Here is a 13,012-nt window from a genome sequence, read left to right on the forward strand (position 1 = left end):
ATGCGCGCCTCTGTCGTCGTTTTCCCCGGATCGAATTGTGACCGCGACATGGCTGTCGCTTTGCGGGCTGCTGGTGCCGATGTCACCATGGTCTGGCACAAGGATGCGAGCCTGCCTGATGCGGTCGATCTGGTCGCTGTTCCGGGTGGGTTTTCCTTTGGCGATTACCTGCGCTGCGGTGCCATTGCCGCGCAATCGCCGATCTGCCGGGCCGTGGTGGCCCATGCGGATCGGGGTGGTTATGTGCTGGGCGTGTGCAACGGGTTTCAGGTGCTGACCGAAACCGGCCTGCTGCCCGGCGCCTTGATGCGCAATGCCGGCCTGAAATTCATCTGCAAATCCGTCGATCTGGTGGTGCAGACGCAGGATACCGCCTTTACCGCGGGCTATCAGGCGGGGCAGGTGATCGGCCTGCCGGTGGCGCATCATGACGGCAATTACACCGTTGATCCCGCCATGCTGGCGCGTTTGCAGGCCGAGGACCGGATCGCGTTTCGCTATGCGCAGCCTTTGAACGGGTCGGTGGCGGATATCGCCGGGATCGTCTCGGGCAACCGCCGTGTGCTGGGCATGATGCCGCATCCTGAACGCGCGGTGGATGCGGGCCATGGCAGCACCGATGGACAGGCGCTTTTCCGCGAATTGATCGGGCAGGTCGTCGCGGCCTGACCTTTGAGAGTTGCCGCCCAGCAGCCCGGGGCGTAAAGTCTGGCGATGATTGACGCCGTGCCACAAGGGTCGAAACGCGCCGCGCGCCGCTGGTTCATGCGGGTCGCCTTGGGCTTGTTTACGCTTTTCGCGGCCAGCGTGATGTATATCACCAACGAGCTGATGACCCAGCGCTATACCGAGACGATCAGCAATCGGTCCGAACTGCGCCTTGCCCTTTACAGCGCCAATCTGATGAGCGAGCTGCAGCGCAATTCGGTCGTCCCGCAGCTATTGGCGCGCGACCCCGAACTGATCACAGCGTTGAACAGCCGCGATTATTCCCGCTCGACCGCACGGCTGTTGTCCTTTGTCGATGAAATCGGGGCGGCGGCGCTGACCTTGCTGGATAGCGAAGGGCGCGCCGTGGCTGCGACCAACCGCAACGAGCTGGGCGTCAATCACAGCGCGCGGCCCTATTTCGTCGATGCCTTGCGCAGCAACCGGACGGTTTATTCGACCTACCGGATGGATACCGGCGCTTATGCGTTCATCTATTCGCGCAAGATCGAATCCAATGGGCAGGTGCTGGGCACGATCATGGTCGAGGTCGATGTCGGCCGGATGGAACGTGGCTGGGCCGGGGTGACGGATGCGGTTTTCGTGACCGATGCCGAGGGCAAGATCATCATGTCCACCGAACCTTTGTGGCGCGGCTTGCAGGAACGCGATGCCCTCGCGCGCCAACCTGCGTCATCGGCGATTGAACGCGCGCTGCGGGCGACGCAAAGCTGGGCCATGGCCCCCGCCGAGGCCTATCTGCGCGGCGAGGCCGTGCTGCGCCGCGAGGCCCGCGTGCCGCATCAGGGCTGGCGGATCGTCAATTTCACCACTTACGATTCGGTGCGCGAAAAGGTCAATGGTATCCTGGCGCTGCAGGTGATGGGCTTTGCGATCATCCTGGCGGTCAGTTTCTGGGTGATGTCGCGTCAGACAGCCTCGCGGCTGGTGCTGTTTCAGCGCGAATCGGCGGAATTGCGCGCATTGAACCGCCGTTTGCAGCGGGAAATCGCCGAGCGTGAAAGGGTCGAAAAGACCCTGCAAGTGGCCGAACAGACCATTGCGCAATCGTCCAAACTGGCCGCCTTGGGCGAGATGTCGGCAGCGGTCAGCCATGAATTGAACCAGCCTCTGGCGGCGATGAAAACCTATCTGGCAGGCGCGCGGCTGTTGCTGCAACGCCAGCGCCCCGAAGAGGCTTTGTCATCCTTCCAGCGCATTGATGACCTGTTGGAACGGATGGGCGCGATCACCCGGCAGCTGAAATCCTATGCGCGCAAAGGGTCGGACGCGTTTGAGCCTGTGGATACACGCGCGGCCGTGTCATCCGCGCTGGCGATGATGGAGCCGCAGCTCAAGACCAGATCGGTCAATATCATCCGCACCTTGCCCACCGAACCGGTAATGATCATGGGCGACAGGCTGCGGCTGGAACAGGTGATCATCAACCTGTTGCGCAACGCGCTGGATGCGACCAAGACCGCCGCCAATCCGACGATCGAAATCCTGTTGGCGGTGGGGGATACCGTCAGCCTGCAAATCCATGACAATGGCGACGGGATCGAAAATCTCGATCATTTGTTTGAACCCTTCTACACCACCAAACAGCCCGGCGACGGGGTCGGGCTGGGGCTTGCCATCTCCTCGGGGATCGTCAACGACCTTGGCGGCCGGTTGACCGCGCGCAATGCGGCGGATGGCGGGGCGATATTTGAAGTGCAATTGCCAGCCTTTGTGCAGGGCCAGGCAGCGGCAGAATAGGAAGACACGATGAGCAAAGTCATGAAGATCGCAATCGTCGATGACGAAAAGGACATGCGCCAGTCGATCAGCCAATGGCTGGCCCTGTCGGGGTTCGACACCGAAACCTTTGCCAGCGCCGAAGATGCGCTCAAAGGGCTGGGCAGCGATTATCCCGGCATCGTGGTCAGCGATATCAAGATGCCCGGTATGGACGGGATGCAATTTCTCAAAAAGCTCAAGGGCGTCGACAGCAGCTTGCCGGTGATCATGATCACCGGTCACGGCGATGTGCCCATGGCGGTCGAGGCGATGCGGATCGGCGCCTTTGATTTCCTTGAAAAGCCGTTCAACCCCGACCGGATGACCGAATTGGCCAAAAAGGCGACACATGCCCGCCGCCTGACGCTGGATAACCGCGCGCTGCGCCGCGAATTGTCGGATGGCACCACGCTGATGAAAAAACTGATCGGCCAATCGCCGGTGATGGAACGGCTGAAAGAAGACATCCTCGATCTGGGGCAGGCGGATGGCCATGTGCTGATTGATGGTGAAACCGGCACCGGCAAGACATTGATCGCCCATGCGCTGCATGCGGTGGGGGCGCGCGCCAACCGCAAATTCGTGCTGATCAGCTGCGCCGCCTATGACGAAGAAACGCTGGCGCGGGTGATCTTTGGCCCCGCCCATGACGATGAACCCATCCCCGCCATCGAAGAGGCGCGCGGCGGCACCCTGGTGCTTGAAGATATCGACGCGCTGAGCCATGCTTTGCAGGCGCGGCTTTTGACCGCGATCAATGATCAAGGCACGCCCGCCGAAACCCGCATCATCGCGATCTGCAATCTGCAGGAACAGGACAAGACCTGCGAAAGCGTGCTGCGCCCCGATCTGTTCTACCGGCTGGCCGCCTTGCGGATGACGGTGCCGCCTTTGCGCCAGCGCGGCGAGGATATCTTGACGCTTTTCACCCGGCTGGGCGAGCAATTCGCCGATGAATATGGCTGTGACGCGCCGCAGGTCAGCGCCCAGGAAGCCGCGCAATTGTTGCAGGCCCCCTGGCCCGGCAATGTGCGCCAGCTGATCAATGTGGCCGAACGGGCGGTGTTGCAAAACCGGCGCGGCAGCGGGTCCATCGCCTCGCTTTTGATGACCGAAACCGAGGATTCCCAATCCGCCATGACCACCGAAGGCAAACCGCTGAAAGAATTCGTCGAAGCCTTTGAGCGGATGTTGATCGACAATACCATGCGCCGCCATCGCGGGTCGATTGTCGCGGTGATGGATGAATTATGCCTGCCGCGCCGGACCTTGAACGAAAAGATGGCCAAATACAGCCTGCAACGGTCGGATTATCTCTAGGCTCTGGCCGCGGCTTTTGCGCCCCTGTGCAGCAAGCCACTTGTGCAGGGGGGCAAATCTCCATTATGTATTCATTACGGGTGCTCGTGCTTTGGTTGCGCGGTGATGCCCGATCGAGATTCTCTGCCCGAAGCTGGGTTTCCCCCTCTTTGTGGCGGCTGATTTGATCCTGCGGGGTCAGAAAAACGCCCTTGGCCGCGCGCCTTTTTGCGCCGGCCGGGCCTTGAACGGGCCCCGGACCTGATCCGGGGTCGGAGAAGAACCGCGATGCAACGCGCGCAACATACAGGCAAGACCATGGCGGCCCCGAGGGGCCCGGCATCTGCCCGCGCGACGCACGCCCTAATCAGACACATCACGCGGACGGCCGCACCCCCCGGGGGGCCGGTCGCGCCATGTGCGAATGGACAAAATGCCAAAGAAAATGCTTATCGATGCCACCCATGCGGAAGAAACCCGCGTCGTGGTGGTGGACGGCAACAAGGTCGAAGAATTTGATTTTGAAAGCCAATTCAAACGCCAGCTGGCGGGCAATATCTACCTTGCCAAGGTAACACGGGTCGAACCATCGCTACAGGCCGCTTTCGTCGATTACGGCGGAAACCGGCATGGGTTCCTGGCCTTCGCGGAAATCCATCCCGATTATTACCAGATCCCCATCGCCGACCGCGAGGCGCTGATGGAAGAAGAACGCGCCTATGCCGAAAGCCTCAAGGCCGAGGAAGAGGCCGAGGATGCGCCCAAACAGCCCCGCCGCCGCACCCGCAGCAAGGTGCGCGCGGCCGCGGTAGACAGCGCCGATGCGGTCGTGACCTCGGGCGATGATCCGGCAGGTCTGGAAACCATCGATCTGGCCGAGGATCTTGAAGGCAGCTCGCCGATGGAATTGGTCGGTGAAACGCCGGTCGAAACCCCCGCCGCCGATGATGACAGCGATGAGGCCGCGCCCGATGAGACCATCGAAAGCGTCGCTGATGCCGATGATATCGACGACATGCGCCCGGTGCGCAAACCGCGCCCGCGTCGCTATAAGATCCAAGAGGTCATCAAGGTCCGCCAGATCCTGCTGATCCAGGTGGTCAAGGAAGAACGCGGCAACAAGGGTGCGGCGCTGACGACCTATCTGTCGCTGGCAGGCCGCTATTGCGTCTTGATGCCCAATACCGCGCGCGGCGGCGGGATTTCGCGCAAGATCACCAATGCCGTGGACCGCAAGAAGCTGAAAGAAATCGCCGGCGAAATGACCGTGCCCGATGGCGCGGGGCTGATCATCCGCACCGCCGGATCGCAGCGCACCAAGGCGGAAATCAAGCGCGATTACGAATATCTGCAACGGATGTGGGAACAGATCCGCGCCTTGACGCTGCAATCCATCGCGCCTGCGAAAATCTACGAAGAAGGCGATTTGATCAAACGCTCGATCCGCGACCTGTATTCCAAGGATATCGACGAGGTGATCGTCGCGGGCGAGGCGGGCTATCGCTCGGCCAAGGATTTCATGCGGATGATCATGCCGTCGCATGCGAAAAACGTGAAATTCTACGCCGAACCGATGCCGATCTATGCGCGCTATCAGGTGGAAACCTATCTTGCGGGCATGTTCAATCCCACGGTGCAGCTGCCCTCGGGCGGCTATATCGTGATCGGCATCACCGAGGCGCTGGTCGCCATCGACGTGAACTCTGGCCGCGCGACCAAGGAAGGCTCGATCGAACAGACCGCGCTGAAAACCAATCTCGAAGCCGCCGATGAGGTCGCGCGCCAGCTGCGCCTGCGCGATCTGGCCGGTCTGATCGTGATCGATTTCATCGACATGGACGAACGCAAGAATAACGCCGCCGTCGAAAAACGCTTCAAGGACAAGCTGAAAACCGACCGCGCGCGGATTCAGGTGGGCCGGATTTCCGGTTTCGGCCTGATGGAAATGTCGCGCCAGCGCCTGCGCCCCGGCATGCTCGAGGCCACGACACAGATGTGCCCGCATTGCCATGGCACGGGCCTGCTGCGGTCCGACGACAATGTCGCGCTGTCGATCCTGCGCCAGCTCGAAGAAGAAGGCGTGCGCGCGCGCTCCAAAGAGGTGCTGGTCCGCGCCCCCATCGCGATTGCCAATTTCCTGATGAACGGCAAGCGCGAAAACATCGCCGAGATCGAGGCGCGCTATGGCATGTCGGTGCGGATCGAATGTGACCCGACGCTGATCTCGCCCGATTTCGTGGTGGAAAAGTTCAAGACTGCGACCCGCATCGTCCCCGAAGCCGCCCCCATCGTCGCCAATGCGCTGCTGATGGAAGAGGATGATGATGACGATCTGATCCCCGAAACCCCCGATGAAGACGAAGAGGCCAGCGCCGCTGCGTCCCCAGCGCCCGAGGCGGATGGCGAAGACCGGCCCAAGCGCAAGCGCCGTCGTCGTCGGCGGCGGCGGGGTGCGGGTGATGCCGCACAGGCCGATGGCACAGAGACGCCCGAGACCGGCGAAGAGGCCGCGGCTGACGACGCCCCCGGCGCATCCGAACCCGCGCCCGAAGCGGCCCCCGAGGACAAGCCCAAGCGCCGCCGCACGCGCGCCCGCAAAGCGGCGGATCATGCGCCCGAACAGCCTGCCGATGCCGCAGCAGCACCCGAGGCACCGCTGGCCCAAGACGCGCCCGCGCCCGCAGAGGTCACCGCCGAAGAGGCCGCGCCCAAGAAACGGACCCGCAGCCGCAAAAAGCCGAGCGTCGTGCAAGAGACTGCCGCCGAACCCGCAGCCGCAGCCGAATCTGCCGCCGAACCCGCTGCCGATGCCGCGCCCGAAGAGGCCCCCGCCAAGCCCAAGCGGCGCAGCCGCGCCAAGCCGAAACCGGCCGAGGCAGAGGCCGCAGCAGAGCCAGTCAAAGAGGCGCCTGTCGCGGCCACACCAGAACCGGCAGCGACGCCGGAACCAGCCCCTGCGCCGCAGCCAGAGCCGGAACCGGCCGCAGCGCCCGCCGCCGAAAAACCGCGCCGCAAAGGCTGGTGGTCGCTCGGTAAGTAACGGCTGACATCGCAACAAAGGCAACGCCGTCCTGTCACCGGGGCGGCGTTTGCTTTTGCGCTCCCAACTTCTTTTTTCCAAAAATACTCCGGGGCGAGGGGCAGCGCCCCTGCGACGCCTAGCCTTTGCGGATCAGATAGATCTGCGCGTCCTCTGCATCCTCACATGCCAGCATCACATGCCCGGCCTCGGCGCAGAAATGCGGCACATCGACGATCGCGGCGGGATCATCCGCGACCATGCGCAAAACCTGCCCCGAGACCAGCGCGCCAAGGCGTTTGCGGGCCTTCAACACGGGCAGCGGGCATAATAGCCCGCGGGCATCAAGATCAGCGTCATGGGTCATGGCGGCAATCTGGGCTGGATGTTTCACTTTGTCCACCAAGATGTGACGCAACAGGGCGTGACGCTGCGCGATTGGTGGTCTAGGAACGGGGCGATGTTGGAAACCGGATTGATCTTTGATGCAGCCCTGCTGCCCGCCATGATCGTCGCCTTGGCGGCGGGGGTCTTGTCGTTTCTCAGCCCCTGCGTGCTGCCGGTGGTGCCGCCTTACCTGGCCTATATGGGCGGCGTTTCGGTCAGCGAGATGGAACAGACCGCCAGCGCCCGGCGGCGGGTGCTGATCGCGGCCTTGTTCTTCGTGCTGGGCCTGTCCACGGTTTTCCTGCTATTGGGGATCGCCTTTTCGACCATGGGGCGGATGCTGATCGGGGTGCAGGATTATTTCGTCATCGGCGCGGGGCTGGTGGTGATGGTGCTGGGGGCGCATTTCGTGGGCGTCTTCCGCATCGGGTTTCTGGACCGCGAAATGCGGCTTGACGCGGGCGACAGGGGCGGGTCGGCCTTTGGGGCCTATCTGCTGGGGCTGGCCTTTGCCTTTGGCTGGACGCCCTGTCTGGGGCCGGTGCTGGGGGCGATCCTCAGCCTTGCCGCCTCCGAGGCCGATGTCGGGCGTGGCACGGTCCTTTTGGGCAGCTATGCGGTGGGGCTGGGCATTCCTTTCTTGCTGGTCGCGGCCTTTTTCCCGCGGCTGCACGGGGTGATGGGCTGGATGAGGCGCCATATGCGCCAGATCGAGGCCGGCGCGGGCCTGCTGTTATGGACGGTGGGATTGATGATGCTGACCGGCCAATTCGCGGCATTCAGCTTTTGGTTGCTAGAGCGCTTTCCATTTCTGGCAAGCGTAGGTTAAACTGCACCCTGTGATAACGGGGCAGGGCGATGACCAGTGACATGAACCGCGTCAGCCTGCGCCGGGTGTTCCATATTCCGGGCTATGACCCGATCCATCCCCGCCGTTACCGCGAACTCTACCGCAAAGAGAGCGCGGCACAGGCCCGCATCAGCGACTATGACATCAAAGTGCAGGGCGGCGATGCGGGGCAGGGGTTCCATTGGTTCGTGCAGGCGCAGATCGACGCAGAGCCGGTGCAGGCGCGGATCGATATGCTGGTCTGGGCCGATATCGTGCGCGCCAGCATGGCGCAGACGGTGGCGGCAAGCTATGGGCAATTGCTGCGGACGGCGTGGATCTATCTGCACAGCGGCACGCTGCGGCGGCTGATGTGGCTGCGCAAAGGGCCGATCATCGCCGCACTTTACCCGGTGGGCATGTTGGCGGGGCAATTGCTGCTGGCGCTCTGGCTGGGCTGGTGGCTGGGCGGGCTGGCGCAGGCGGGGCTGCTGGGCGCTTTCGGTGCGGCAGGCTGGGTGCAGGACGGGGCGATGATTGGCTGGCTGGGCTGGCTGGTCAGGCTGGGGGTTTTGGGCCTTGTCTGCCTATCGGTGCTGCGCTGGTTCAAGGCGCGCGACAATTGGCTTTTTGCCCATTACCTGATGCATGATTACGCTTTCAGCGCGCAGCATAGGGGCGCGACCCCGCCTGCCTTGCAAGACCGTCTGGCGCAATTCAGCGACCAGATCGCCCGCGCCCTGCAAGACCCGGTGGACGAGGTGCTGGTGGTCGGTCATTCCTCGGGGGCGCATCTGGCGATCAGCGCGGTGGCCGATCTGATCCGCGCGGGCCATCTGCCAGAGCGCGGCGCGCGGCTGGGGCTGCTGACGCTGGGACAGGTGGTGCCGATGGTCTCTTTTCTGCCGCAGGCCAAACAGCTGCGCGCCGATCTGGCCTTTCTGGCCAGCCAAGAGGCAGTGACCTGGGTCGATGTCACCGCCCCCGGCGACGGCTGTTGTTTCGCGCTTTGCGATCCGGTCGCGGTCAGCGGCGTCACCCCGCCCGGCAAACGCTGGCCCTTGGTGATTTCGGCGGCCTTCACCCAGAGCCTGTCGCCCGCGCGCTGGAAAGCGCTGCGCTGGCGGTTTTTCCGGCTGCATTTTCAATATCTTTGCGCTTTTGACCGGCCAAAGGATTACGATTATTTCCAGATCACCGCAGGGCCGCTGACATTGGCCGACAGGTTTCGGGACCGCGCGCCATCGGCCTCCCGCATTGATGTGGCGGCGTCGAAATATACCGCGATGGCGCTGCCATGATCTTGCCGCCGAAACCTGTTGCGCGGCCTGACAACGTCTCTTTGTGGCGCTATCTGCGGCTTTTTCGCCAAGATATCCTGTCGGCCCAGCCTGCGCGGCTTTACCATGCCTGGATGGCCGAATTTCGCACGCCGTTCTTTCGGTCCTTCCTGATCAATGACCCCGCCTTGCTGCGCGAAGTGCTCAAAGACAATCCCGCAGCCTATCCCAAATCCGACCGGATCGGCGCGGGGCTGCGGCCCTTGCTGGGCGATAGCGTGTTTTTGACCAATGGCGCGCAATGGCGCGCGCAGCGGCGCATCATCGACCCCGCGTTTGAAGGCGGGCGGCTGCGTGACACGTTTCCCGCCATCGTGGCCGCAGGGCAGGCAGGCTGCGCGCGGATGGTGGCGCTGGCCGATGACAGCCCGCGTGCGATTGATGCCGCCGCCAGCCATATCGCGGCGGATGTGATCTTTCGCACGTTGTTTTCATTGCCGATCGAGGATGAAACCGCCGCCGAGGTCTATCACCGGTTCCAGCGCTATCAGCAGGCGCAGCCGATCCTGAACCTTGCGGCCTTTCTGCCCGGTCCGCGCTGGATGCCACGGTTTTTCCGCCCCGGCGTGCGCGCCCAGGCCCGCGCGATCCGCCGGCTGATCGCCGATCTGACCCAAGCCCGGCTGGACCAGATCAGCGCAGGCACAGCGCCGGATGATCTGGCCACCAAGATCATGACAACGGCGGATCCGCAGACCGGCAAGACCTTTAGCAAGGGCGAAATGGTCGATCAGGTGGCGATTTTCTTTCTGGCGGGGCATGAAACCAGCGCGTCGGCGCTGGCTTGGGCGCTGTATCTGCTGGCGACCCATCCTGATTGGCAAGACAAGGTCGCGGCAGAGGCGGCGCTGTTTGACGACCGCTTCAGCGATCTGTCGCAGCTTGCCGTGACCCGCGATGTGTTTCGTGAAACTTTGCGGCTGTATCCGCCAGTGCCGATGATGGTGCGCGAGGCCAGCAAAGCCACGATGTTCCGCGCGCGCGCTGTGCCTGCGGGGGCGCAGATCGTGCTGTCGCCATGGCATCTGCACCGGCATGAACGGATCTGGGATGCGCCCGATGCTTTTGACCCCGCGCGCTGGCAGGATGGCGCGACCAAGACCGCGCAGCGCGACGGATATCTGCCCTTTTCGGCCGGGCCGCGCATGTGCAGCGGCGCGGGCTTTGCCATGATCGAAGGTGTCGTGTTGCTGGCGCAATTGGTCGGCTGGTTCCGTTTCGCGCCGGTCGCGGGGCAGGTGCCGGTGCCTGCGGCGCATCTGACGGTGCGGTCCCGCGATGGGATCCTGCTGCGAATCACGCCACGCGGCGCGTGAATTGTTTCCAATAACTGCGTTTGATGGGGTATCGCATAGGTTTAGTGGGGTATTGGAAACGATAGCCCGCAGCCCTGCCTTATTGCCAGCCTGCCCATGCGCGCCAGATTGCCAAAATATACGATAATTCAGGGTGATATCGCGGATTGTGCCGCTTGCCATGCCAAGGGATAGATTGCGCCGCAGCCATGATTGTGCCACAGCTTTGACCAAGATGCACAACCGCAGGATGGGGGACGTCATGACAATCGCACTGCCCGGATCGTCCCGGAACGGCCTGTCGCGGCTCTTTGGCCGCAGGAAAGCCGCAGATCAACCGACACTTGCGGCGGATCCGCTTGGCCCGCGTGATATCGTGCGTTTGTTCAGGGGAGGCAAAGGGTGCGCGCCGGATCAGGCGATTGCGCCCGCCGGGCTGAACGATCGCGAACATCAAGATATCGCCCGTTTGTCCCGCCTGCGCGGCGCGCTTTATTCCAAAGATTGACCCTGCGGCAGGCTGCGTTCCAGAACATAGACCCGGATCGCCGAGGCCAGACCAAGATCGCCGCGCTCTGCGTCGATTTCAGCGGCCAGGCCGTTGATCGTCTTGGCGTCACGGCGCGCGATGTCGCAAAATGTTTTCCAGAAAATCTCTTCCAGCGTCACGCTGGTGCGATGGCCGCGCAGGGTCAGTGAATGTTTCGCGGGGCGGCGGTGGGTCACCTAATCATCCTCGAATTTCAGCTGGGACAGGTGGTCATGGGCCTTTTCGGCGCGGGCTGCATCCAGCAGCCGTTGCGCCTTGGTGCGGCCAAAGCGGATGGCGTTTTCATCCGCCTTGGCCTTGGCCGCGGCCCGGTCGCGTTCCTTGCGCGCCTGGTTCAGGTTGACGGGCTTCACTTGGGTCCGATCATGTCTTCGGGGCGCACGACCTTGTCAAAGGTGGCTTCATCCACATAGCCCAGCTTGATCGCCTCTTGCTTGAGCGTGGTGCCGTTCTTATGCGCAGTCTTGGCGACGGTGGTCGCGTTGTCATAGCCGATGGTGGGGGCCAAGGCGGTGACCAGCATCAGCGATTCCCGCATCAGTTTTTCGATCCGCGTGCGGTCGGCCTGAATGCCCAGAACGCAATTATCGGTAAAGGCGCCCGCGCTATCGCCCAAAAGCTGCATGGATTGCAGCACATTATAGGCCATCATCGGCTTCATCACGTTCAATTCAAAATGGCCCTGCGACCCGGCAAAGCCGACGGCGGCATCATTGCCCATGACATGGGCGCAGACCTGGGTGATCGCCTCGACCTGGGTGGGGTTGACCTTGCCGGGCATGATCGAGGATCCGGGCTCGTTTTCCGGCAGCATCAATTCGCCAAGGCCGCAGCGCGGGCCGGACCCCAGCATGCGGATATCGCAGGCGATCTTGTACAGGCTGGCGGCCACGGTTTTCAGCGACCCCGACATTTCGACCAGCGCGTCATGGGCGGCCAGTGCCTCGAATTTGTTGGGCGCGGTGACAAAGGGCAGGCCGGTGATGTCGGCCATATGCGCCGCCACCGTTTCGCCCCAGCCCACGGGGCTGTTCAATCCGGTGCCGACGGCAGTGCCGCCTTGGGCCAGTTCATAGATCGCGGGCAGGGCGCCCTTGATCCGGCGGATGCCCATGGCGACCTGATGGGTATATCCCGAAAATTCCTGCCCCAGCGTCAGCGGCGTTGCATCCATCGTATGGGTGCGGCCGATCTTGATGATGTCGTTGAAATCGTCCTGCTTGGCGGCCAGTGCGGCATGCAGTTTTTCCAAGCCCGGCAGCAGCACATCGTGCGCGGTGGTGGCGATGGCGATATGCATGGCCGTTGGGAAAGTGTCGTTCGAGGACTGGCCCATATTGACGTGGTCATTGGGGTGGACAGGGGTCTTGGACCCGATCACGCCGCCCAGCATTTCGATGGCTCGGTTGCTGATCACCTCGTTGGCGTTCATGTTCGACTGGGTGCCGGACCCTGTCTGCCACACGACCAGCGGGAAATGATCATCCAGCTTGCCTGCGACCACCTCGGCCGCGGCGGCAATGATCGCATCGGCCAGTTTGCCGTCCAGCGCGCCACGGTCCTTGTTGGCGATGGCACAGGCCTGTTTGATCACGCCAAGGCCGCGCACGATGGCGACAGGCTGCTTTTCCCAGCCAATGGGAAAGTTCAGGATCGAGCGTTGCGTCTGCGCGCCCCAATAGCGGTCTGCCTGCACCTCTAACGGGCCAAAGCTGTCGGTCTCAATGCGGGTCGCGGTCATGGGGTGATCCTTTGGTTCAATGGTCCAAAGGGTTTTAGCAGCGGACGCGCCCTGCGCAAGCC

12 protein-coding genes are annotated in these 13,012 nt (G+C 62.9%); 8 read left to right on the plus strand and 4 right to left on the minus strand.

The features are described 5' to 3' along the window. From purQ to LOKVESSMR4R_RS06600, 4 genes are all read left to right on the plus strand, one after another. The gene (gene purQ / locus LOKVESSMR4R_RS06585) at positions 1-669 is read left to right on the plus strand and encodes a phosphoribosylformylglycinamidine synthase subunit PurQ (protein WP_087206845.1); all 669 of its coding nucleotides are present in this window, start codon (positions 1-3) and stop codon (positions 667-669) included. A 45-nt stretch (positions 670-714) separates the two neighbouring features. Further along, on the plus strand, positions 715-2,469 hold the full coding sequence (locus LOKVESSMR4R_RS06590; RefSeq protein WP_087206847.1) for a sensor histidine kinase: 1,755 nt from the start codon (positions 715-717) through the stop codon (positions 2,467-2,469). 9 nt (positions 2,470-2,478) lie between these two features. Next, entirely contained in the window at positions 2,479-3,810 is a 1,332-nt protein-coding gene (locus LOKVESSMR4R_RS06595; RefSeq protein WP_087206849.1) for a sigma-54-dependent transcriptional regulator, read from the plus strand. A 412-nt stretch (positions 3,811-4,222) separates the two neighbouring features. Next, positions 4,223-6,829 (plus strand): Rne/Rng family ribonuclease, encoded by a 2,607-nt coding sequence (locus LOKVESSMR4R_RS06600; protein ID WP_204248736.1) that lies wholly within the window; start codon positions 4,223-4,225, stop codon positions 6,827-6,829. Positions 6,830-6,947: 118 nt separating this feature from the next. Here the strand turns inward: LOKVESSMR4R_RS06600 and LOKVESSMR4R_RS06605 are convergent, their stop codons facing one another. Beyond that, positions 6,948-7,175: a sulfurtransferase TusA family protein gene (locus LOKVESSMR4R_RS06605; RefSeq protein WP_087206852.1), complete on the minus strand. Its 228-nt coding sequence runs from the start codon at positions 7,173-7,175 to the stop codon at positions 6,948-6,950. A 93-nt stretch (positions 7,176-7,268) separates the two neighbouring features. Here LOKVESSMR4R_RS06605 and LOKVESSMR4R_RS06610 point away from each other — a divergent pair, with 93 nt between their 5' ends. The 4 genes from LOKVESSMR4R_RS06610 to LOKVESSMR4R_RS06625 all read left to right on the plus strand — a co-directional run bounded on the left by LOKVESSMR4R_RS06610 (position 7,269) and on the right by LOKVESSMR4R_RS06625 (position 11,167). Beyond that, positions 7,269-8,024: a cytochrome c biogenesis CcdA family protein gene (locus tag LOKVESSMR4R_RS06610; RefSeq protein ID WP_087212735.1), complete on the plus strand. Its 756-nt coding sequence runs from the start codon at positions 7,269-7,271 to the stop codon at positions 8,022-8,024. Between the two features lie 29 nt (positions 8,025-8,053). Further along, positions 8,054-9,325 (plus strand): hypothetical protein, encoded by a 1,272-nt coding sequence (locus LOKVESSMR4R_RS06615; protein ID WP_087206854.1) that lies wholly within the window; start codon positions 8,054-8,056, stop codon positions 9,323-9,325. Beyond that, positions 9,322-10,680 carry a cytochrome P450 gene (locus tag LOKVESSMR4R_RS06620; protein WP_087206856.1) on the plus strand — a complete coding sequence of 453 codons (1,359 nt, stop codon included), beginning with the start codon at positions 9,322-9,324 and terminating at the stop codon, positions 10,678-10,680. The genes LOKVESSMR4R_RS06615 and LOKVESSMR4R_RS06620 overlap by 4 nt, the downstream gene beginning before the upstream one ends. Before the next feature lie 241 nt (positions 10,681-10,921). Further along, positions 10,922-11,167, plus strand: a complete 246-nt coding sequence (locus LOKVESSMR4R_RS06625) for a hypothetical protein (protein WP_157898150.1) — start codon at positions 10,922-10,924, stop codon at positions 11,165-11,167. On the opposite strand, the gene LOKVESSMR4R_RS06630 is transcribed toward LOKVESSMR4R_RS06625, so the two are convergent. Genes LOKVESSMR4R_RS06630 through fumC form a run of 3 tightly spaced genes read right to left on the minus strand, consistent with a single transcriptional unit; the run spans position 11,152 to position 12,950 of the window. Next, positions 11,152-11,385 carry a ribbon-helix-helix domain-containing protein gene (locus LOKVESSMR4R_RS06630; protein WP_087206860.1) on the minus strand — a complete coding sequence of 78 codons (234 nt, stop codon included), beginning with the start codon at positions 11,383-11,385 and terminating at the stop codon, positions 11,152-11,154. The genes LOKVESSMR4R_RS06625 and LOKVESSMR4R_RS06630 overlap by 16 nt on opposite strands. Beyond that, a complete protein-coding gene (locus LOKVESSMR4R_RS06635) occupies positions 11,386-11,562 on the minus strand; it encodes a DUF4169 family protein (RefSeq protein WP_087206862.1) in 177 nt (58 codons plus the stop codon). It abuts the gene before it with no gap. After that, on the minus strand, positions 11,559-12,950 hold the full coding sequence (gene fumC / locus LOKVESSMR4R_RS06640) for a class II fumarate hydratase (protein WP_087206865.1): 1,392 nt from the start codon (positions 12,948-12,950) through the stop codon (positions 11,559-11,561). The genes LOKVESSMR4R_RS06635 and fumC overlap by 4 nt, the downstream gene beginning before the upstream one ends. Positions 12,951-13,012 lie beyond the last annotated feature (62 nt).

Origin of the sequence: Yoonia vestfoldensis (genome assembly GCF_002158905.1) — a bacterium.
Lineage (GTDB): Bacteria > Pseudomonadota > Alphaproteobacteria > Rhodobacterales > Rhodobacteraceae > Yoonia > Yoonia vestfoldensis_B.

What these genes read in the sequence shown, in the direction of transcription:
- LOKVESSMR4R_RS06590 (WP_087206847.1), top strand. Translation starts at nt 715, where the DNA reads ATGATTGACGCCGTGCCACAAGGGTCGAAACGCGCCGCGCGCCGCTGG.
- LOKVESSMR4R_RS06605 (WP_087206852.1), bottom strand. Translation starts at nt 7,175, where the DNA reads ATGACCCATGACGCTGATCTTGATGCCCGCGGGCTATTATGCCCGCTG.
- purQ (WP_087206845.1), top strand. Translation starts at nt 1, where the DNA reads ATGCGCGCCTCTGTCGTCGTTTTCCCCGGATCGAATTGTGACCGCGAC.
- LOKVESSMR4R_RS06610 (WP_087212735.1), top strand. Translation starts at nt 7,269, where the DNA reads ATGTTGGAAACCGGATTGATCTTTGATGCAGCCCTGCTGCCCGCCATG.
- LOKVESSMR4R_RS06600 (WP_204248736.1), top strand. Translation starts at nt 4,223, where the DNA reads ATGCCAAAGAAAATGCTTATCGATGCCACCCATGCGGAAGAAACCCGC.
- LOKVESSMR4R_RS06620 (WP_087206856.1), top strand. Translation starts at nt 9,322, where the DNA reads ATGATCTTGCCGCCGAAACCTGTTGCGCGGCCTGACAACGTCTCTTTG.
- LOKVESSMR4R_RS06595 (WP_087206849.1), top strand. Translation starts at nt 2,479, where the DNA reads ATGAGCAAAGTCATGAAGATCGCAATCGTCGATGACGAAAAGGACATG.
- LOKVESSMR4R_RS06615 (WP_087206854.1), top strand. Translation starts at nt 8,054, where the DNA reads ATGACCAGTGACATGAACCGCGTCAGCCTGCGCCGGGTGTTCCATATT.
- LOKVESSMR4R_RS06625 (WP_157898150.1), top strand. Translation starts at nt 10,922, where the DNA reads ATGACAATCGCACTGCCCGGATCGTCCCGGAACGGCCTGTCGCGGCTC.
- fumC (WP_087206865.1), bottom strand. Translation starts at nt 12,950, where the DNA reads ATGACCGCGACCCGCATTGAGACCGACAGCTTTGGCCCGTTAGAGGTG.